We start from the raw sequence: 16,566 nt of genomic DNA, 5'->3' as shown, positions 1-16,566 counted from the left end.
ACTATTCCTCCAACGGTTCTACCACCGCCGTGGGCCCCCGCACCTCCACCACCCGGATGGTGGTGCCCTTGGGGATGAACCCACGGTTGGCTACCACGTCCACGCGCTTGGCGCCGAAACGGGCCACCCCCCCAGGCCGCAGGTCCGTGAGGGCGGTGCCCACCATGCCCACCTCCACCTGGTCCCCGGTGGCATGGGCCTCGATGGCGCTTTCCAGGACCAGAGCCCGGGCGGGGCGGGTCCTGGGGAGAGAGCGGAACACCAAAAGCAGGCCAAGCCCCAAGGCGATGACGGCGATGGCGATCACCATGAGGGCGTTTTCCCCAAAGGTGAAGTAGACGGAGGCCAAAATGGCTCCCACCCCCAAGGCCCCGGCCACGCCGAACCCAGGAAAGACGAAGGCCTCGGCCAGGAGGAGGGCCACCCCTAGGAAGAAGAGGAGGAGTTCAAAAGCCCCGGAAAGCCCCGCCAGCCACCCCCCGGCGAAGTACAGCCCCAGAAGGCCCAGGCCCAAGGCCCCCAGGACCCCAAACCCGGGGGTGAAGAGCTCCAAGAGGAGGAAAAGGAGCCCCAGGGCTAGGAGAAGGCCCGCCACCGCGGAGCTGGTGAGGAAGCGGGCCACCTGGACCCGGGGACCGGGGGTGAGCCTCTCGGTTTCCGGGTTGAAGCCCGCCTGCCTAAGGGCCTCAGGAAGGCTTCCTGCCCTGAAGTCCGCCACCTTTAGCTCCACCGCCCTGTCCGCGGAGAGGGTCAGGGGCTCTCCCTTGGCGGTGAGGCCGGGGATTTCTATGTTGGGGTCCACCATGGCCTCCGCCAGCTGGACCGGCCTCCCCCGGGCCTCGGCCACGGAGCGGAACTTGCCCCGGAGGGCGGAGATCACCTTGGCGTCCGCCGGCTGGGGCTGGCTCAGGGGCAGGGCCACCACGGGGAGGGCGGCCCCGATCTCCGAACCCGGGAGCATGGCGATCTGGCGGCAGGAGAGGGCGATAAGGGCTCCGGCGGAGAAGGCGTTTTGCACCACGGCCAGGGTGGGCAGGGGGGTCTGCAGGATCCGGTCGGAGATCCTTATGGCGGCGTCCACCCTGCCCCCTGGGGTGTCTATGAGGAAGACCACTCCACTGGCTCCCTCCCGCTCGGCCCGGGAGAGGGCCTGGTCCACGAAGACGGCCAAGGCCGGATCGATCTCCCCCTGGATGGGCACCAGGTAGGTTTTCCCCAGGGCTAGGGGAAGGAGGAGGGGGAGGAGAGCCAAGAGTAGCCTGACCACCACCTCCATTCTATATCGTTTACCTGTCAAGGTGGGTCCTGGGTCACGCTATCCTGGAAGGGATGCTGCGCTTTGCTGTCCTGGGCCACCCCGTGACCCACTCCCTGTCCCCGGCCATCCATCGCCACGCCCTTGGGAGCCTAGGCCTGAGGGGCGTCTACCGGGCCCTGGAGACCCCCCTGGAGAGGCTTCCTGAGCGGCTAGAGGAGGTGCGCCAGGTCTACCGGGGGGTAAACCTCACCCTCCCCTTGAAGGAGAGGGCTTGGGAGCTCCTGGACTGGGTCTCGCCGGAGGCCAGGGCCATCGGGGCGGTGAATACGGTGCTATCCGCAGGGGGTTGCCTCCTTGGCTTCAACACCGATGCCCCCGGCTTCCTGGAGGCCCTAAAGGCAGGAGGGATTCCCCTTCAGGGCCCCGCCCTGGTCCTGGGGGCCGGGGGGGCGGCCCGGGCGGTGGCCTTCGCCCTACGGGGGTCGGGGCTAGAGGTCTGGATTTGGAACCGTACCCCGGAGAGAGCCCAGGCCCTGGCGGCGGAGCTGGGCCTAAAGGCCGTGCCCCTGGAAAGGGCCAAGGAGGCCAGGCTCCTGGTGAACGCCACCAGCGTAGGCCTCCACGCCCCCGAGGAAACCCCCCTTCCCGCCGAGCTCTTCCCCGAGGCGGGGGCGGCGGTGGACCTGGTCTACCGCCCCCTTTGGACCCGCTTTCTGAGGGAGGCCAAGGCCAAGGGACTTTTGGTGCAGACGGGGCTTCCCATGCTGGCCTGGCAGGGGGCCCTGGCCTTGCAAATCTGGACGGGCCTCCTCCCGGACCCAAAGGGGATGGAGCGGGCGGCCCTCGAGGCCCTGGGGGAGGCCCAGTGAGCCTCCCCCTCTGAGGGCCCAGGGCCGGGATTTCCCGGCAGGAGGGGTCCTTGCTGCCCGAAGGAGTTCCGGCCGGCCCTGCAAGAAGGGGGTTCTAAAGGCCTTCCTGGACGCTGCCCGGGGTCAGGCGGCGGAGGGGTAACATGGAGGGGATGCTGCCCCTCTTTGCGCCCAAGGGCCGGGTCCTCCTGGTGGACGGCCACCACCTGGCCTACCGCGCCTTTTTTGCCCTAAGGGGCCTTACCACCAGCCGGGGCGAGCCCGTCCAGGCGGTCTACGGCTTCGCCAAGAGCCTCCTCAAGGCCCTCAAGGAGGACGGGGACGCGGTGATCGTGGTCTTTGACGCCAAGGCCCCCTCCTTCCGCCACGAGGCCTACGAGGGGTACAAGGCGGGCCGGGCCCCCACGCCGGAGGACTTCCCCAGGCAGCTTGCCCTCATCAAGGAGCTGGTGGACCTCTTGGGGCTAGAGCGCCTCGAGGTCCCGGGCTACGAGGCGGACGATGTCCTGGCCACCCTGGCCAAAAAGGCGGAGGGGGAAGGCTATGAGGTGCGGATCCTCACCGCCGACAAGGACCTCTACCAGCTCCTTTCCGAGCGCATCGCCATCCTCCACCCCGAGGGGCACCTCCTCACCCCGGCTTGGCTTTGGGAAAAGTACGGCCTTAGGCCGGAGCAGTGGGCGGACTACCGGGCCCTTTCCGGGGACCCTTCCGACAACCTCCTCGGGGTCAGGGGCATCGGGGAGAAGACGGCGAGGAGGCTCATAGAGGAGTGGGGAAGCCTGGAAAACCTCCTCCAGAACCTGGACCAGTTGAGGCCCGCCCCAAGGGAGAGGATCCAGGCCCACATGGAGGACCTGAAGCGCGCCTGGGACCTGGTCCGGTTGCGCACCGATCTCCCCCTGGAGGTGGACTTCGCCAAGAGGCGGAAGCCCGACCGGGAGGGGCTCAAGGCCTTTTTGGAGGGGCTTGAGTTTGGGAGCCTCCTCCACGAGTTCGGCCTCCTGGAAGGCCCCAAGGCCTGGGAGGAGGCCCCCTGGCCCCCGCCGGAAGGGGCCTTCGTGGGCTTCCTCCTCTCCCGCAAGGAGCCCATGTGGGCGGAGCTCCTGGCCCTGGCCGCCGCCAAGGGGGGCAGGGTCCACCGGGCCCCTGAGCCCCTCGCCGCCCTGGGGGACCTAAAGGGGGTCCGGGGGCTTCTCGCCAAGGACCTGGCCGTCCTGGCCCTGAGGGAGGGCTTTGGCCTCCCCCCGGGGGACGACCCCCTGCTCCTCGCCTACCTCCTGGACCCCTCCAACACCACCCCCGAGGGCGTGGCCCGGCGGTACGGGGGGGATTGGACGGAGGAGGCGGGGGAGCGGGCGGCCCTTTCGGAGAGGCTCTTCGCCAACCTCTGGGAGAGGCTTCAGGGGGAGGAAAGGCTCCTTTGGCTCTACCGGGAGGTGGAAAGGCCCCTCTCCCTCGTCCTCGCCCACATGGAGGCCACGGGGGTCAGGCTGGACGTACCCTACCTGAAGGCCCTCTCCTTGGAGCTTTCTGAGGAAATCGCCCGCCTCGAGGCCGAGATCCACCGCCTGGCGGGCCGCCCCTTCAACCTGAACTCCCGGGACCAGCTGGAGAGGGTCCTCTTTGATGAGCTAGGGCTTCCCGCCATCGGCAAGACGGAGAAGACGGGGAAGCGCTCCACGAGCGCCCAGGTCCTCGAGGCCCTGCGGGAGGCCCACCCCATCGTGGAGAAGATCCTCCAGTACCGGGAGCTCACCAAGCTGAAGAGCACCTACATAGACCCCCTCCCGGACCTGATCCACCCGAGGACGGGCCGCCTCCACACCCGCTTCAACCAGACGGCCACGGCCACGGGAAGGCTTTCTAGCTCCGACCCCAACCTGCAGAACATCCCCATCCGCACCCCCCTGGGCCAAAGGATCCGCCGGGCCTTCCTCGCCGAGGAGGGGTGGGTCCTCGTGGCCCTGGACTACAGCCAGATAGAGCTCAGGGTCCTGGCCCACCTCTCCGGGGACGAAAACCTGATCCGGGTCTTCCGGGAGGGCCGGGACATCCACACGGAGACGGCGAGCTGGATGTTCGGCGTCCCCCGGGAGGCGGTGGACCCCCTGATGCGCCGGGCGGCCAAGACGGTCAACTTTGGTGTCCTCTACGGCATGTCCGCCCACCGCCTCTCCCAGGAGCTCGCCATCCCCTACGAGGAGGCCCAGGCCTTCATTGAGCGGTACTTCCGGGGCTTTCCCAGGGTGCGGGCCTGGATCGAGGGGACCCTGGAGGAGGGGAGGAGGCGGGGGTACGTGGAGACCCTCTTTGGCCGCCGCCGCTACGTGCCCGACCTCAACGCCCGGGTCAAGAGCGTGCGGGAGGCTGCCGAGCGCATGGCCTTCAACATGCCCGTCCAGGGCACGGCCGCCGACCTCATGAAGCTGGCCATGGTGAGGCTCTTCCCTAGGCTTGAGGCCATGGGGGCCAGGATGCTCCTCCAGGTGCACGACGAGCTGGTCCTCGAGGCCCCCAGGGAGAAGGCGGAGGCCGTGGCCCAGATGGCCAAGGAGGTCATGGAGGGGGTCTACCCCTTGGCCGTGCCCCTGGTGGTGGAGGTGGGGATAGGGGAGGACTGGCTCTCCGCCAAGGGGTAGGGGTGCCTAAAGGAAGGCCAGGGGGTCCTCCCGGAGGAAGGCTTCCAAGGGGATGCCCCCTGGGCCCAGGAGCAGGCCTTTCCCGCCAAAGGCCCGGGTAAAGGCTTCCAGGCCCTTGGTCCTCTTTGATGGGGCGCTTTTGACCTCCAGGGCCAGGAGGCGCTTCCCCTTCTTTAGGACGAAGTCAACCTCCTGGTCCTTCTCCCGCCAATAGTACACCTCAAAGCCCCCGCGAGGAGCGTGGGCTAGAAGGTGGGCGCCCATGCTGGTTTCTACAAGCCGCCCCATGAGGGCGGCGTCCTCCCACACCTCTTCCGGGGAAAGCCCCAGGACTGCGGTGATGAGCCCCGTGTTCAGGGCGAGGAGCTTGGGGCTCGAGGCGCGGCGCCGGAAGGGCTCGGCGGCGTACTTTTGCAGGGCGCCTAGAAGACCTGCCCCTTCTAAGAGCTCTAGGTAATGGGCCAGGGTCACCGTGTTGCCGGCATCCTGGAGTTGCCCCAGCATCTTTGTGTAGGAGAGCACCTGGCCGCTGTAGAGGAGGCCCAGCTCCAAGACCCTTCGCAGGAGGGCGGGCTTCTCCACCCGGGTGTGGAGCAGGATGTCCCGGCCCAGGGTGGTTTCTAGAAGGGCGTCTTTGATGTAGCGGGCGAACCTCTCCGGTTCTTCACGCAAGGGGGCCGCGCCAGGGTACCCCCCGAAGTAGAGGTACTCGGGGAGGGTGTACCCGAAGGCCTGCTCCATTTCGTAAAAGGTCCAGTGGGGGAGGTGAAGGACCTCAAAGCGGCCGGCGAGGCTTTCGGAAAGGCCCTTTTGCAGGAGCAGGGGCGAGGAGCCCAGGAGGACCACCTTGAGGGGAAGGCCCTGGAGGGTGTCCTCGTCCCAGAGGCGCTTCAGAGTCTCCGACCAGCCCAGCACCTTCTGGGCCTCGTCCAGGACCAAGAGAGCCTCCCCTCCCTGGGCCAGGCGGCGGGCCAGGGTCCACTGGGTTTCCAGCCAGGGGGCTTCCTTGAGGGTGGGCTCATCGGCGGAGGCGTAGTGGTAGGGGAGGCCGGAGGACTGGGCCACCTGCAGGGCGAGGGTGGTCTTGCCCACCTGCCTGGGGCCTAGGACCACCTGGAGCAGGTGGCGGGGTGCTTTGAGCCGCCTTAGCAGTTCCTGGGCCTGGGGACGGGTGAAGGGGGTTTTGCTCAGCACAACTAGTATTTTTACTCAGTGCATTGAGTAAATCAAGATCGGAAGGGCCTCCCCACCCCGGGCAACGGCAACCCGCCCCAGGGGTCCTGGTATAGTGGCCGCTGTGAGGCGCTACTTCGGCACCGACGGGGTGCGGGGGGAGGCGGGGAAGCCCCCCCTGACCCCGGACTTCGTCCTCAGGCTCGGCCAGGCAGCGGGGGCCTACTTCCGCCAGGAAAGCCCCAGGCCTGTGGTCCTCCTGGCCAAGGACACCCGGGAGTCCTCGGACCTCCTGGAAGCCGCTCTGGCGGCGGGCCTCATGAGCCAGGGGGTGCGGGTGGAGCACCTGGGGGTCCTGCCCACCCCGGGGGTGGCCTACCTGACCAAGGCCCTTAAGGCCACGGCGGGGGCGGTGATCTCCGCCAGCCACAACCCCTACCGGGACAACGGCATCAAGTTCTTCGGCCCCACGGGGGAGAAGCTCCCCGACGAGACCGAGGAGGAAATAGAAAGGCTTCTGGAAGAGGACCACCCCACCCGGGGCATCGGCACCGTGGGGGACTTCCGGGAGGCGGAGCGGATGTACCTGGACTTCCTCCTGGGATACGCCCCCGACCTCACGGGCCTCAGGATCGGCCTGGACCTGGCCCACGGGGCCACCTACCGGATGGGGCCCAGGCTCTTCCAGAGGGCGGGGGCCGAGGTCATGGCCTTCTTCAACACCCCGGACGGGAGGAACATCAACAAGGCGTGCGGCTCCACCCACCCTGAGGCCCTCTCCCGCTTCGTGCTGGAGCTTGGCCTAGACCTCGGCATCGCCTTTGACGGCGACGGGGACCGGGTCCAGTTCATAGACCGCAAGGGCCGGCTCTTCCACGGGGACCACATCCTCTACCTCACCGCCCTCGCCTTCGGGGAGGAGGGGGTGGTGGGCACGGTGATGAGCAACATGGGCCTCGAGGTGGCCCTGAAGGCAAAGGGCCTCGCCTTCCACCGGGCCCAAGTGGGGGACCGCTACGTCCTGGAGATGCTGAAGGCGAAGGGCCTCCACCTCGGGGGGGAGCCCTCGGGCCACGTCATCTTCCGCCGCCACCACACCACGGGGGACGGCCTCCTCTCCGCCCTCCTCACCCTGAAGGCCTTGCGGATCATGGGAGGCGACCTCGCCGACTGGTACGAGGGGCTCCCCTTGTACCCCCAGGTCCTCCTCGGCGTCCGCGTGCGGGACAAGGCCCGGGTCATGGAAGACCCCAGGCTTGGGGAGGCCGTGAGGAGGGCGGAGGAGGGCCTTTTAGGTCGGGGCCGAGTGAGCGTCCGCCCCTCGGGCACCGAGCCCCTCGTCCGGGTCATGGTGGAGGCGGAGGAGGGGGCGGAGGAGGTGGCGAGGGCCCTGGCCCAGGTGGTGGAAGCCTTGGACCGGGGGTGAGCTAGGGGCGTGAGCTACGGGAAAGCCCACCTGGAGGAGCGGCTCAGGCGGGTCTTGGCGGAGGAGATCCAGGCCCTGGAGGACCCCCGCCTCTTCCTCCTCACCGTGGAGGCCGCCCGCCTCTCCCCGGACGGGGCTGTCCTTTTCGTGTACGTGGAGGCCTTCGGGGACGAAGAGGGGGCCCTGAAGGCCCTGGCCCACGCCGAAGGGCGGCTGGTTTCTGCCCTGGGGAGGCGGGTGCGCCTAAGGCGCTTGCCCCGGCTAGAGTTTCTGCCATGGAGACCCGAACCCTCCTAAAGGTGCGCTACGCCGAGACGGACCAGATGGGGGTGGTCCACCACGCCGTATACGCCGTCTATCTGGAGGCGGCCCGGGTGGACTTCCTGGAGCAGGCGGGCCTCCCTTACCACCTGGTGGAGGCCAGGGGGGTCCGCTTCCCCGTGGTGGAGCTTGGCCTCACCTTCAAGAGGCCCGCCCGCTTCGGCGAGGCGGTGGAGGTGAGGACCCACCTGGCTGAGGTCTCCTCCCGGGCCCTCCGCTTCCGCTACCAGGTCTTGCGGGAGGGGGTGCTCCTCGCCGAGGGGTTCACCCGCCACCTCTGCCAGGTGGGGGAGAAGGCCTCCCGCATTCCCGAGGACATCCTGGAGGCCTTGCGTGTGCTACACTCAGGGTAGCATTGGGGCATGGACCTCTCCCCCTTCACCCTCTTTGAACGCCACATCAACCCAGGCCTCGCGGGCCTCCTCCGCTTCACCGGGCTAGACCGGGTGGAGTCCCACGCCGAGGGCCCCTACGTCTGGGACACCACGGGGAAGCGGTACCTGGACTTCTTAGGCCTCTATGGCGCCCTGAACCTGGGCCACCGCCATCCGAAGGTGGTGGCGGCGGTGGTGGACCAGCTCGCCCGCATGCCCATGTCCGTCAGGGTCCTGGTCTCCGAGCCCACGGCGAGGCTGGCGGCCAAGCTGGCGGAGATCACCCCCGAGGGCCTGGAGATGGTCTTCTTCGGCAACTCCGGGGCCGAGGCGGTGGAGGCGGCCATCAAGCTGGCCCGGGCCTACACCGGCAAGCCGGGGATCATCACCACCCAAGGGGGGTTCCACGGCAAGACCATGGGGGCCCTCTCCCTCACCCCCCGTCCCCAGTACCAGGACCCGGCGAGGCCCCTCCTCCCGGGGATTAAGGTGGTCCCCTATGGGGATCTAGGGGCCTTGGAGGCCGCCATAGACGGGGAGACTGCTGCGGTCATCGTGGAGCCCATCCAAGGGGAAGGGGGGATAAGGGTTCCCCCCGAGGGGTACCTCCGGGGGGTGCGGGAGATCACCCGGAAGAGGGGCGTCCTCATGATCGCCGACGAGGTCCAGACCGGCCTGGGCCGCACCGGGCGGCTCTTTGGCGTGGACTGGGAAGGGGTGGCCCCCGACCTCATGACCCTGGCCAAGGCCCTAGGGGGCGGGGTCATGCCCATCGGGGCCTGCGTGGGGCGGCGGGAGGTCTTTGAGGTCTTCAAGGGAAACCCCCTCTTCCACTCCTCCACCTTCGGGGGCAACCCCCTGGCGGCGGCGGCGGCCCTGGCGGCCATTGAGGTCACCCTGGAGGAGGACCTCCCGGCTAGGGCCCTGGAGGTGGGAGGCTACCTCATGGAGGGGCTTCGGGCGCTCCAGGCCCAGTACCCCCACCTCATAGAGGACGTGCGGGGGCGGGGCCTGATGCTGGGGGTGGAGTTCGCCGACGCCGACATCGGGGCCCTGGTGGTGGCGGAGCTGGCGGAGCGGGGGGTGATCACCGCCTTCGGCCTGAATAACCCCAAGGTGGTGCGCCTCGAGCCCCCCCTCATCATCGGCCAGGAGCACGCGGACGAGGCCCTTCGGGCCTTTTCCGGGAGCCTTAAGGCCACGGAGAAGGCCCTCGAGGGCCTACTGGGATAGAATGCAGGAAACCCTGTTGGAGTTTTTCAAGAAGACGGGCAAGCCCCACCGGCTGGAGGAGATCCTCCATCGCTTTGGGCTTTCCAAGCGGGAGGCTAAGGCCTACCTGAAGGCTCTGGTGCGGGAGGGGCTTCTGGAAAAGAAGGGGAGCCAGTACTCCCTTCCGAACAGGGTCCAGGGCCCCATCAGCCTGCGCCGGGACGGGTACGGCTTCGTGCGCCTCAAGCTAGCCCCTTGGGGGCCGACCCCGGAGAAGGACCTCTTCATCCCCCCAGGGTACACGGGGGACGCCTGGCCCGAGGACCTGGTGGAGGCCAGGGTCATGCCCCCGGGCCGGGATGGGAGGCCTTGGGGGGTGGTGGAGAGGGTCTTGAAGCGGGCCCGGGAGCGGGTGGTGGGCACCCTGGACTTTAGGCGGGGGTACGCCGTCCTCCTTCCCGATGAGCCCGGCCTTCCCGAGCTCAGGCTTCTTCCCAAAGGGCTAGAGGGCCTCAAGCGGGGAAGCCGCATCGTGGCCCAGGTCCACTACGAAAGGCGCCCCTACGGGGAGTTCCTGGAGTACCTGGGGGAGGGGGAGGCCCCGGAGACCGAGACCCAGGCCGTCATCGCCAAGTACGGTCTCAGGGCCGAGTTCCCCGAGGAGGTCCTGAAGGAGGCGGAGGCCATCCCCCTGGAGATCCCCGAGGCGGAGCTTAGGAGGCGGGAGGACTTCCGCGCCCTCAGGGTCTTCACCATAGACGGGGTGGACGCCAAGGACTTTGACGACGCCATCCATGTAGAGCGCCTCCCCAAGGGCTACCGGGTCGGGGTCCACATCGCCGACGTCTCCTTTTACGTCAGGGAGGGAAGCCTCCTGGACCGGGAGGCCTTCCAAAGGGGGACCAGCGTCTACCTGCCGGGCCGGGTCCTGCCCATGCTCCCGGAGAGGCTTTCCAACGGGGTCTGCTCCCTCAAGCCCCATGAGGACCGCCTGGTCCTCTCGGTCCTGGTGGACCTGGGCGAGGATCTGGAGGTGAAGCGGGTCCGCTTCGCCGAGGGGGTCATCCGGAGCGTAGCCCGCCTCACCTACACCGAGGTGGAGGCCTTCGCCGAGGGGTTTGGCCTTCCCGAGGAGCACGCCTTTTTGGCCGAGGATTTGGCGCTTCTCCTTGACCTCACGGGGAGGATGCGGAAAAAGCGCATGGAGGCGGGCTCCTTGGACTTTAGCTTCCCCGAGGTGAAGGTGGAGGTGGAGGAGGGTACCCTTCACCTCATCCCCCAGGCAGAGCCCAAGGCCCGGAGCCTCATTGAGGAGCTCATGCTCCTCGCCAACCGCCTCGTGGCGGAGCGTCTAGTCAAGCGGGGGCTTCCTGGGCTTTTCCGGGTCCACGAGGAGCCTCCAGAAGAGGCCTACGGCAAGCTCCGCACCGCCCTGGCTCGCCTAGGCTACACCCTGCCCGAGCAGATTTCCCCCAAGGCCCTACAGAAGGTCCTCCTGGAGGCCAAGGGCCGCCCCGAGGAGCCCGTGGTGGCCAATCTGGTCCTCCGCTCCTTGCGCCTGGCCCGCTACGCCTCCGAGAATCTGGGCCACTTCGGCCTGGCCATGGAGCATTACCTCCACTTCACCAGCCCCATCCGCCGCTACCCCGACCTGGTGGTCCACCGGGTTCTGCGCTCCACCATGCGGCGCGCCCTCACGCAGAAGCGGAAGGCCAGGTGGTTCTCGGAGTTCCCCGCCGTCGCCGAGCACGCCTCGGAGAGGGAGCGCAAGGCCGAGTCCGCAGAAAGGGAACTCACCAAGTACTACATGGCCAAGTGGGCGGAGCTCCACCTGGGGGAGCGCTTCCGGGGGAGGGTCACGGGGGTAGCCAATTTTGGAGCCTTCGTGATGCTGAGAAACGGGGTGGAGGGCTTGGTGCGCCTCGAGGCCCTGGGGCCCTACACCTACAGCGAGGAGGCCCTGGCCCTCCTGGGCCCCAAGGGGAAGAGGATCCGCCTGGGGGACGAGATGGAGGTGGTGATCGCCGCCGCCAACCCCAGGCTCAGGCAGATCGACCTGGTGCCCTACGTGGAGGCATCCACGAAGCGTCAAAGGGACGCTGCAAAGGAGGAGGTGGACATGCGGAAAGTGGTGGGACCTCCCAAGGACAAGGCCCGGGATACCCGTCCCGAGCGGGCCACGGTGAACACGGTCTACTTCGGCGAGTGGCAACCTAAGGAAAACCGCCCGGCGGAAACCCGCCCCAAGCGGAGGCGGCGCCGCTAGAGGGCAAGGGTCCCGGCCCCTACCGCGCTTAGGGTGGGGGCCTCGAGGTCCAGGCGGTGGGCCAGGACCTCCCCCTTCCTTCCCCTTAGGAGGGGGGCGAGGCTCGCCACCACCTCGGTGGCGTCTATGCGGGTGGGGTTATTTGGGCCCAGGAAGGCCAAGGCGGCCTCGGGCTCCCCCTGGGCGAGCCTCTCCAGGAAGCCGAGATCCCGCTGCCTGGCCTCCTCCGCCAGGGGGCGGCCTAGGGGCGGGTCTCCAAACCGGGGCCCCACGTGGGAAAGGTCCACGGCCAGGACCACGAGGCCGGGGTACTCCCCCAGGACCACCTTGAGGGCCTCCCCCAGCTCCGGGCCTCGCCTGCCCACCAGGAGGGGGACAAGCCGGGCCCTCCCGTAGCGGCCCTTGAGGAAGAGGAGGGGAAGCTCCAGGCTGTGCTCCTCCCGGAAGGCCAGGGGGGTGTTGAAGAGCTCGTAGGGGAGGAGGGCGTCCAGGGCCTGGAGGGCGGGGAGGTCGGGCTCCATGGGGCCGAAGGGGGTGTGGAAGGGCACGGGGAGGGCGGCGGCCCTCTCCTCCAGGGGCCGGTGGGCCACCCCCACCAGATAGACCCTCTCGGGCTCAGGGGTCCTTTCCAAAACCGCCAGGGCCGCCCCGTAGGCCTCGGGGACGCGGGCGGGCTCCAGATGGGGGAGGAGGAGGGCCTCCGCTCTTCTCCCCTCGCCGGGGTAGGCGGCCCGGAAGGCCTCCAGGAAGGCCCGGGCCTCCTTCTCCCCCTTGGGGTAGGAGAGGCCTGCGAGGCGCATGGGCCTTTCCCGCCGGAGCTTCTCCTCCTCCTCCTTGAGCCTCTGGGCCACCCCTTCCGTGAGGAGGAGGCCCGCCTCCTCCAGGGCCTTGGCCAAGTCCTCTAGCTCCTTTCTGGGGACCAGGACCCCGTGGGCCTTGAAGACCTCTTCCTGCACTTCTTCCAGGGTCTTGCCATCCAGGAGGGAGAAGAGGAGGAGCCCCCCTTCCGTGAGGGCCAGAGGCTTTTCGTAGACCCCGTAGGGGTCAGAGACCAGAAAACCCCCCGCGATAGGGGCGATCTGGGGTTGGCGCAACCGGAACCTCCCCTTCACCAGCCCTAAGTGTAAACCTACCCCTCCCCAGGAGTCGCGGGTGCCTCTCCCGGAAGCAGAGCCTCCTGGGCGAGAAGGCGGCCGCGTTGGGTGAGCCGTAGCCGCCCCTCTTGGCGGATGACCAGTCCTTCCCTTTCCGCCAGGGCCACGATCCGTAGGGCGAACCCCCGGTTCCAGCCCAGCTCCTGCCAGAGGTGCTCCTCGTGGGGTTGCCTTTCCGCGCCCGGCTGGCCCTGGCGGTGGAGGTGCACCAGCAGAATCCTTTGGGCGAATTCCAGGCGTTGCCGGGCGCGCCGCCTTTGGGCAGCGAGGAGGCCCCGCTCCGGGGCAAGGAGCCAGGCGAGGGCAAAGAGAAGGCCGGCGGTCGTGGCCATGGACCCGGCGATGGAGGCGTCCAGGAGGTGGGCCAGCCAGTAACCCCCGATGGCCGCCCCTACCCCCGTGACCACGCTGAGGACCAGCATGCTGGCCAGGTCGTCGGTGAGGAGGTAGGCGGTGGCCGCAGGGGCAATGAACAGGGCCACGGCGAGGACGGCGCCCACGACCTCAAAGGCCCCCACTGCGGTCAGGGAGGTGAGGCCCATGAGCCCGTAGTGGATGACGGCCGGGGAAAAGCCCAGGAGGGCCGCGAGGCCTGGGTCAAAGGTAGCCAATTTCAATTCTTTGTAAAGTATGGCGACGAAGGTTGCGTTGAGCACAAACAGGGCGGCGCTAACGTACAAGGCCTGGGGTCCGATGTCCCTGCCCGCCACCACGAGCCGGTTCAGGGGGGCGAAGGCCAACTCTCCCAGGAGCACCGAGTCCGTGTCCAGGTGGACGTGCCTGGCGTAGAGGGAGATGAGGACCACGCCCAGGCTAAAGAGCGTAGGGAAGACCAGCCCGATGGCGGCGTCCTCGCGCACGAGCCCCGTGCGGTGCAGAAGCTCCACCAGCCAGGCGGTGAGCAGGCCCACCAGGGCAGCCCCCAGGATCAAGAGGGGCGAGTTGAGGTTCTGGGCCAGGAGGAAGCCCACGGCTATGCCGAGGACCACCGAGTGGCTGATGGCATCGCTAAGAAGGGCCATCCGGCGGAGCACCAGAAAGGCGCCGGGTAGGGCGCAGGCCGCCGCAGCGAAGGCGGCGATGAGCTGGATCTCCACCTGGACCTGCACTCCGGTCATGGCCCTTCCCTATGGGGGGGGAGGCTTGCCCTCCGGGAGGCCCTCCACACCAGGCCCCGGCCGGGGGCAAGGAGCAGGGAGAGGAGGACGAAGGCGCCCACGACCAGCACGATGGCCGGACCGGTGGGGAAGCGCGGGATCAGGCTGCTGAGCAGCGCCCCCCCGACGCTAGCGAGGACGCCGAAAAGGGCGCTGAGCAAGACCATAACCCCCAGCCGATCCGTCCACTGGCGCGCCGCCGCCGCCGGGGCCACCAGCATGGCGCTCATCAGGACCACGCCCACCATGTGGAGGCCGATCACGATCGCCAAGACGGTCAAGGTGTCCAGGAGGAAGGCCAGGGTGCGGGCAGGAAGCCCCAGGCTCTGGGCGAACCCGGGGTCAAAGGCGATGACCTTGAGTTCCTTCCAAAGAAGGCTTACTCCCAGTAGGATGATGGCGGCGCCTATGGCCATCGCCAGGACGTCCTGTTGGCGCAGCGTGGCCGCCTGGCCCAACAAGAAACGGTGGAGGCCGGCCTGGCCTGCGTCGGGATGCCTTTGCAGGAAGGTGAGAAGGACCAGGCCAAAGCCGAAGAAAACCGAAAGGACCAGGCCCAGGGCGCTGTCCAGCTTGACCCGGGTGGTCCGGGTGATGCCCTCCACCAGCAAGGAGCCGACCCAGCCCGCAAGCAGGGCCCCTACCAGGAGGACCGAAGGTTCTTTGCTGCGCGTGAGCAAAAAGGCCAGGGCGATCCCCGGCAGGGCCGCGTGGGAAACGGCGTCGCCCAGGAGGCTTCTGCGGCGGAGGACGGCGTAAACCCCCACCACCCCGCTTCCAAGGCCCAGGAGCATCCCCCCAAGGGCCACCGTGCGCAGCGTGGGATCCCCTAGGATTTCATGGACCATGGGCTTCTCCCGAGGGGCAGGCCCCCTTGGTCCCGGGCCAGAGAGGCGAGGGGGTGGCCGCTGTAGGTGGCCCGAAGGTTTTCCTCGGTGAAAACCTGGGCCACGGGCCCGAAGGCTATGGGGCGCACGTTCAGGAGAAGGACCCAGTCAAAGTAGATGGGCACGGTCTGCAGATCGTGGTGGACAACGGCCACGGTCTTGCCCTGGTCCCGGAGCCCCTGCAGCAGCTTGACGATCACCTCTTCCGTGAGGGCATCTACGCCTTGAAAGGGCTCGTCCATCAGGTAGATCTCTGCCTCCTGCACCAAGGCGCGGGCCAGGAAGGCCCGCTGCTGCTGGCCTCCGGAGAGCTTGCCGATCTGCCGGTCCCCGAGGTGGGACAGGCCCACCTGCTCCAGGGCCTGCATGGCCCGCTCCCGCTCCCACCTTCCCGGGCGTCGGAACCAGCCCAGCCTGCCGTAGGTGCCCATCAGGACCAGGTCCAAGACGCTAATGGGGAAGTCCCAGTCCACGCTGTTACGCTGGGGTATGTAGCTGATGCGGCGGCGCTGGCGCTCCACGGGCTCGCCGTAGATCCGGACCTGGCCCGTCACCGGGCGGATGAGGCCCAGGATGGCCTGGAGCAGGGTGGTTTTCCCGGCGCCGTTGGGCCCGACGATGGCCAGGAGGGTCCCCGGGGGAAGGGCGAGGTCCACGTCCCAAAGGACGGGCTGCTCGCGGTAGGCCACCGTGAGGCCGCGGACCTCGAGGGCCAAGACCGACCCCTGGGCTTGCTCGCTCATCCCCCTACCCCTCCCTCGCCTACTCCGCACCCCCGAGGGCGCGCACGATGGTCTCCACGTTGTGGCGCACCATGCCCAGGTAGGTTTCCCCGGGCGTTCCAGGAGCGCCGAGGGCATCGGAGTAGAGCTCACCCCCGACCTCCACCGTGAAACCCCGGGCAAGCACGGCCTCCTGCAGGGCCAGGATGAAGCGAGGGGGCACGGTCTCCTCCACGAAGATGGCGGGAATCTGCCTTTGGACGATGAGCTCCGCCAGGGCGCGCACGTCCGCGGCGCTGGCCTCGGTGGCCGTGGTCACCCCTTGTAGCCCGTACACCTCAAAACCGTAGGCCCCACCGAAGTAGCCAAAGGCATCGTGGGCCGTGATCAAGACCCGCCGCTCAGGAGGGATCCGTCCCACCTGCTCCCGGACCCAGCGGTCCAGCTCCTCCAGTTCGGTTAGGTAACGCCGGGCATTTTCCTGGTACACCTCGGCGTGAACGGGGTCCACCTCCGCCAGGGCATCCCGCACCACCCTCACGGCCTCCATCCAAAGCCCCACATCAAACCAGATGTGGGGGTCGTACACCCCGGGAAAGTCCTCCTCGGCCTGGCGCAGGAGGGCGGGGTCAATCCGCTCGGCTAGGGCCACGGAGGGCTTCTGCTGGCCGACCCGGGCAAGGGTATCCGCCATCCTGCCCTCCAGGTAGTGGCCGATGTAGAAGACGATGTCCGCCTCCAGAAGCGCCCGGAGATCGCTCTCCCTGGCTTGGTAGAGGTGGGGGTCAATGCCTGGTCCCATGAGGGCCACCACCTCCACGCGATCCCCCCCCACCTGGCGCACGGCGTCGGCCACGATGCTGGTGGTGGCCACGGCCAGGACCCGGCGGTCGCCGGGGTCCGCTACCCCAGGCGCGCCCGGGCGGACCAGGAGGGATAGGGCTAGGCCGACGGCGACGACTAAGCCTGCCAGGAGCAAAAGGTTGCGCTTTGGACTGGGCTTGACCTCTAGCAATTCCGACCTCCTTCTGGCCACTCCCCCTTGCCCAGGAGGATTAGGCATGCCTAAATCGAGGGTACCAACCGGGCCCTGGCCTGTCAACCG

Annotated in this window: 14 protein-coding genes; 7 read left to right on the top strand and 7 right to left on the bottom strand. The window is 68.3% G+C overall.

What is annotated here, in order from left to right; translation table 11 throughout:
• Position 1: 1 nt before the first annotated feature.
• A complete protein-coding gene (locus ATI37_RS03230) occupies positions 2–1,276 on the bottom strand; it encodes an NfeD family protein (protein WP_117237086.1) in 1,275 nt (424 codons plus the stop codon).
• Between the two features lie 53 nt (positions 1,277–1,329).
• On the opposite strand from ATI37_RS03230, the gene aroE reads away from it, so the two are divergent.
• Both aroE and polA read left to right on the top strand, forming a co-directional pair.
• Positions 1,330–2,127: a shikimate dehydrogenase gene (gene aroE, locus ATI37_RS03225; protein WP_117237085.1), complete on the top strand. Its 798-nt coding sequence runs from the start codon at positions 1,330–1,332 to the stop codon at positions 2,125–2,127.
• 143 nt (positions 2,128–2,270) lie between these two features.
• Positions 2,271–4,769, top strand: a complete 2,499-nt coding sequence (gene polA, locus ATI37_RS03220) for a DNA polymerase I (protein ID WP_117237084.1) — start codon at positions 2,271–2,273, stop codon at positions 4,767–4,769.
• Between the two features lie 6 nt (positions 4,770–4,775).
• Here the strand turns inward: polA and ATI37_RS03215 are convergent, their stop codons facing one another.
• On the bottom strand, positions 4,776–5,963 hold the full coding sequence (locus ATI37_RS03215; RefSeq protein WP_232822432.1) for an ATP-binding protein: 1,188 nt from the start codon (positions 5,961–5,963) through the stop codon (positions 4,776–4,778).
• A 103-nt stretch (positions 5,964–6,066) separates the two neighbouring features.
• Between ATI37_RS03215 and glmM the strand changes: the two genes are divergently transcribed.
• The 5 genes from glmM to rnr are packed head-to-tail and all read left to right on the top strand — an operon-like array spanning position 6,067 to position 11,541.
• Positions 6,067–7,368, top strand: coding sequence for a phosphoglucosamine mutase (glmM, locus tag ATI37_RS03210; RefSeq protein WP_117237082.1), 1,302 nt, complete (start codon positions 6,067–6,069; stop codon positions 7,366–7,368).
• 9 nt (positions 7,369–7,377) lie between these two features.
• Positions 7,378–7,665: a ribosome-binding factor A gene (locus ATI37_RS03205; protein WP_117237081.1), complete on the top strand. Its 288-nt coding sequence runs from the start codon at positions 7,378–7,380 to the stop codon at positions 7,663–7,665.
• Positions 7,644–8,042, top strand: a complete 399-nt coding sequence (locus ATI37_RS03200; protein ID WP_117237080.1) for an acyl-CoA thioesterase — start codon at positions 7,644–7,646, stop codon at positions 8,040–8,042. The genes ATI37_RS03205 and ATI37_RS03200 overlap by 22 nt, the downstream gene beginning before the upstream one ends.
• A 9-nt stretch (positions 8,043–8,051) precedes the next feature.
• A complete protein-coding gene (locus ATI37_RS03195) occupies positions 8,052–9,296 on the top strand; it encodes an aspartate aminotransferase family protein (RefSeq protein ID WP_117237079.1) in 1,245 nt (414 codons plus the stop codon).
• Position 9,297: 1 nt separating this feature from the next.
• Positions 9,298–11,541: a ribonuclease R gene (rnr, locus tag ATI37_RS03190; protein WP_117237078.1), complete on the top strand. Its 2,244-nt coding sequence runs from the start codon at positions 9,298–9,300 to the stop codon at positions 11,539–11,541.
• On the opposite strand, the gene amrB is transcribed toward rnr, so the two are convergent.
• From amrB to ATI37_RS03165, 5 genes are read right to left on the bottom strand one after another with little or no spacing between them, the layout of a single operon-like run.
• The gene (gene amrB / locus ATI37_RS03185; protein ID WP_198665498.1) at positions 11,538–12,653 is read right to left on the bottom strand and encodes an AmmeMemoRadiSam system protein B; all 1,116 of its coding nucleotides are present in this window, start codon (positions 12,651–12,653) and stop codon (positions 11,538–11,540) included. The genes rnr and amrB overlap by 4 nt on opposite strands.
• A 17-nt stretch (positions 12,654–12,670) precedes the next feature.
• Positions 12,671–13,813 carry a metal ABC transporter permease gene (locus ATI37_RS03180; RefSeq protein WP_117237077.1) on the bottom strand — a complete coding sequence of 381 codons (1,143 nt, stop codon included), beginning with the start codon at positions 13,811–13,813 and terminating at the stop codon, positions 12,671–12,673.
• A complete protein-coding gene (locus ATI37_RS03175; RefSeq protein ID WP_117237076.1) occupies positions 13,810–14,700 on the bottom strand; it encodes a metal ABC transporter permease in 891 nt (296 codons plus the stop codon). The genes ATI37_RS03180 and ATI37_RS03175 overlap by 4 nt, the downstream gene beginning before the upstream one ends.
• On the bottom strand, positions 14,682–15,482 hold the full coding sequence (locus ATI37_RS03170; RefSeq protein WP_117237075.1) for a metal ABC transporter ATP-binding protein: 801 nt from the start codon (positions 15,480–15,482) through the stop codon (positions 14,682–14,684). Before ATI37_RS03170 ends, ATI37_RS03175 begins: the two co-directional genes overlap by 19 nt.
• A gap of 19 nt (positions 15,483–15,501) precedes the next feature.
• Positions 15,502–16,476: a metal ABC transporter solute-binding protein, Zn/Mn family gene (locus ATI37_RS03165; RefSeq protein WP_198665497.1), complete on the bottom strand. Its 975-nt coding sequence runs from the start codon at positions 16,474–16,476 to the stop codon at positions 15,502–15,504.
• Positions 16,477–16,566: the final 90 nt, after the last annotated feature.

The sequence above is a fragment of the Thermus sediminis genome (assembly GCF_003426945.1).
GTDB classification, from domain to species: Bacteria; Deinococcota; Deinococci; order Deinococcales; family Thermaceae; genus Thermus; species Thermus sediminis.
Note: the sequence above shows the minus strand (reverse complement) of the source record. Positions and strands in the feature narration are given on the sequence as shown.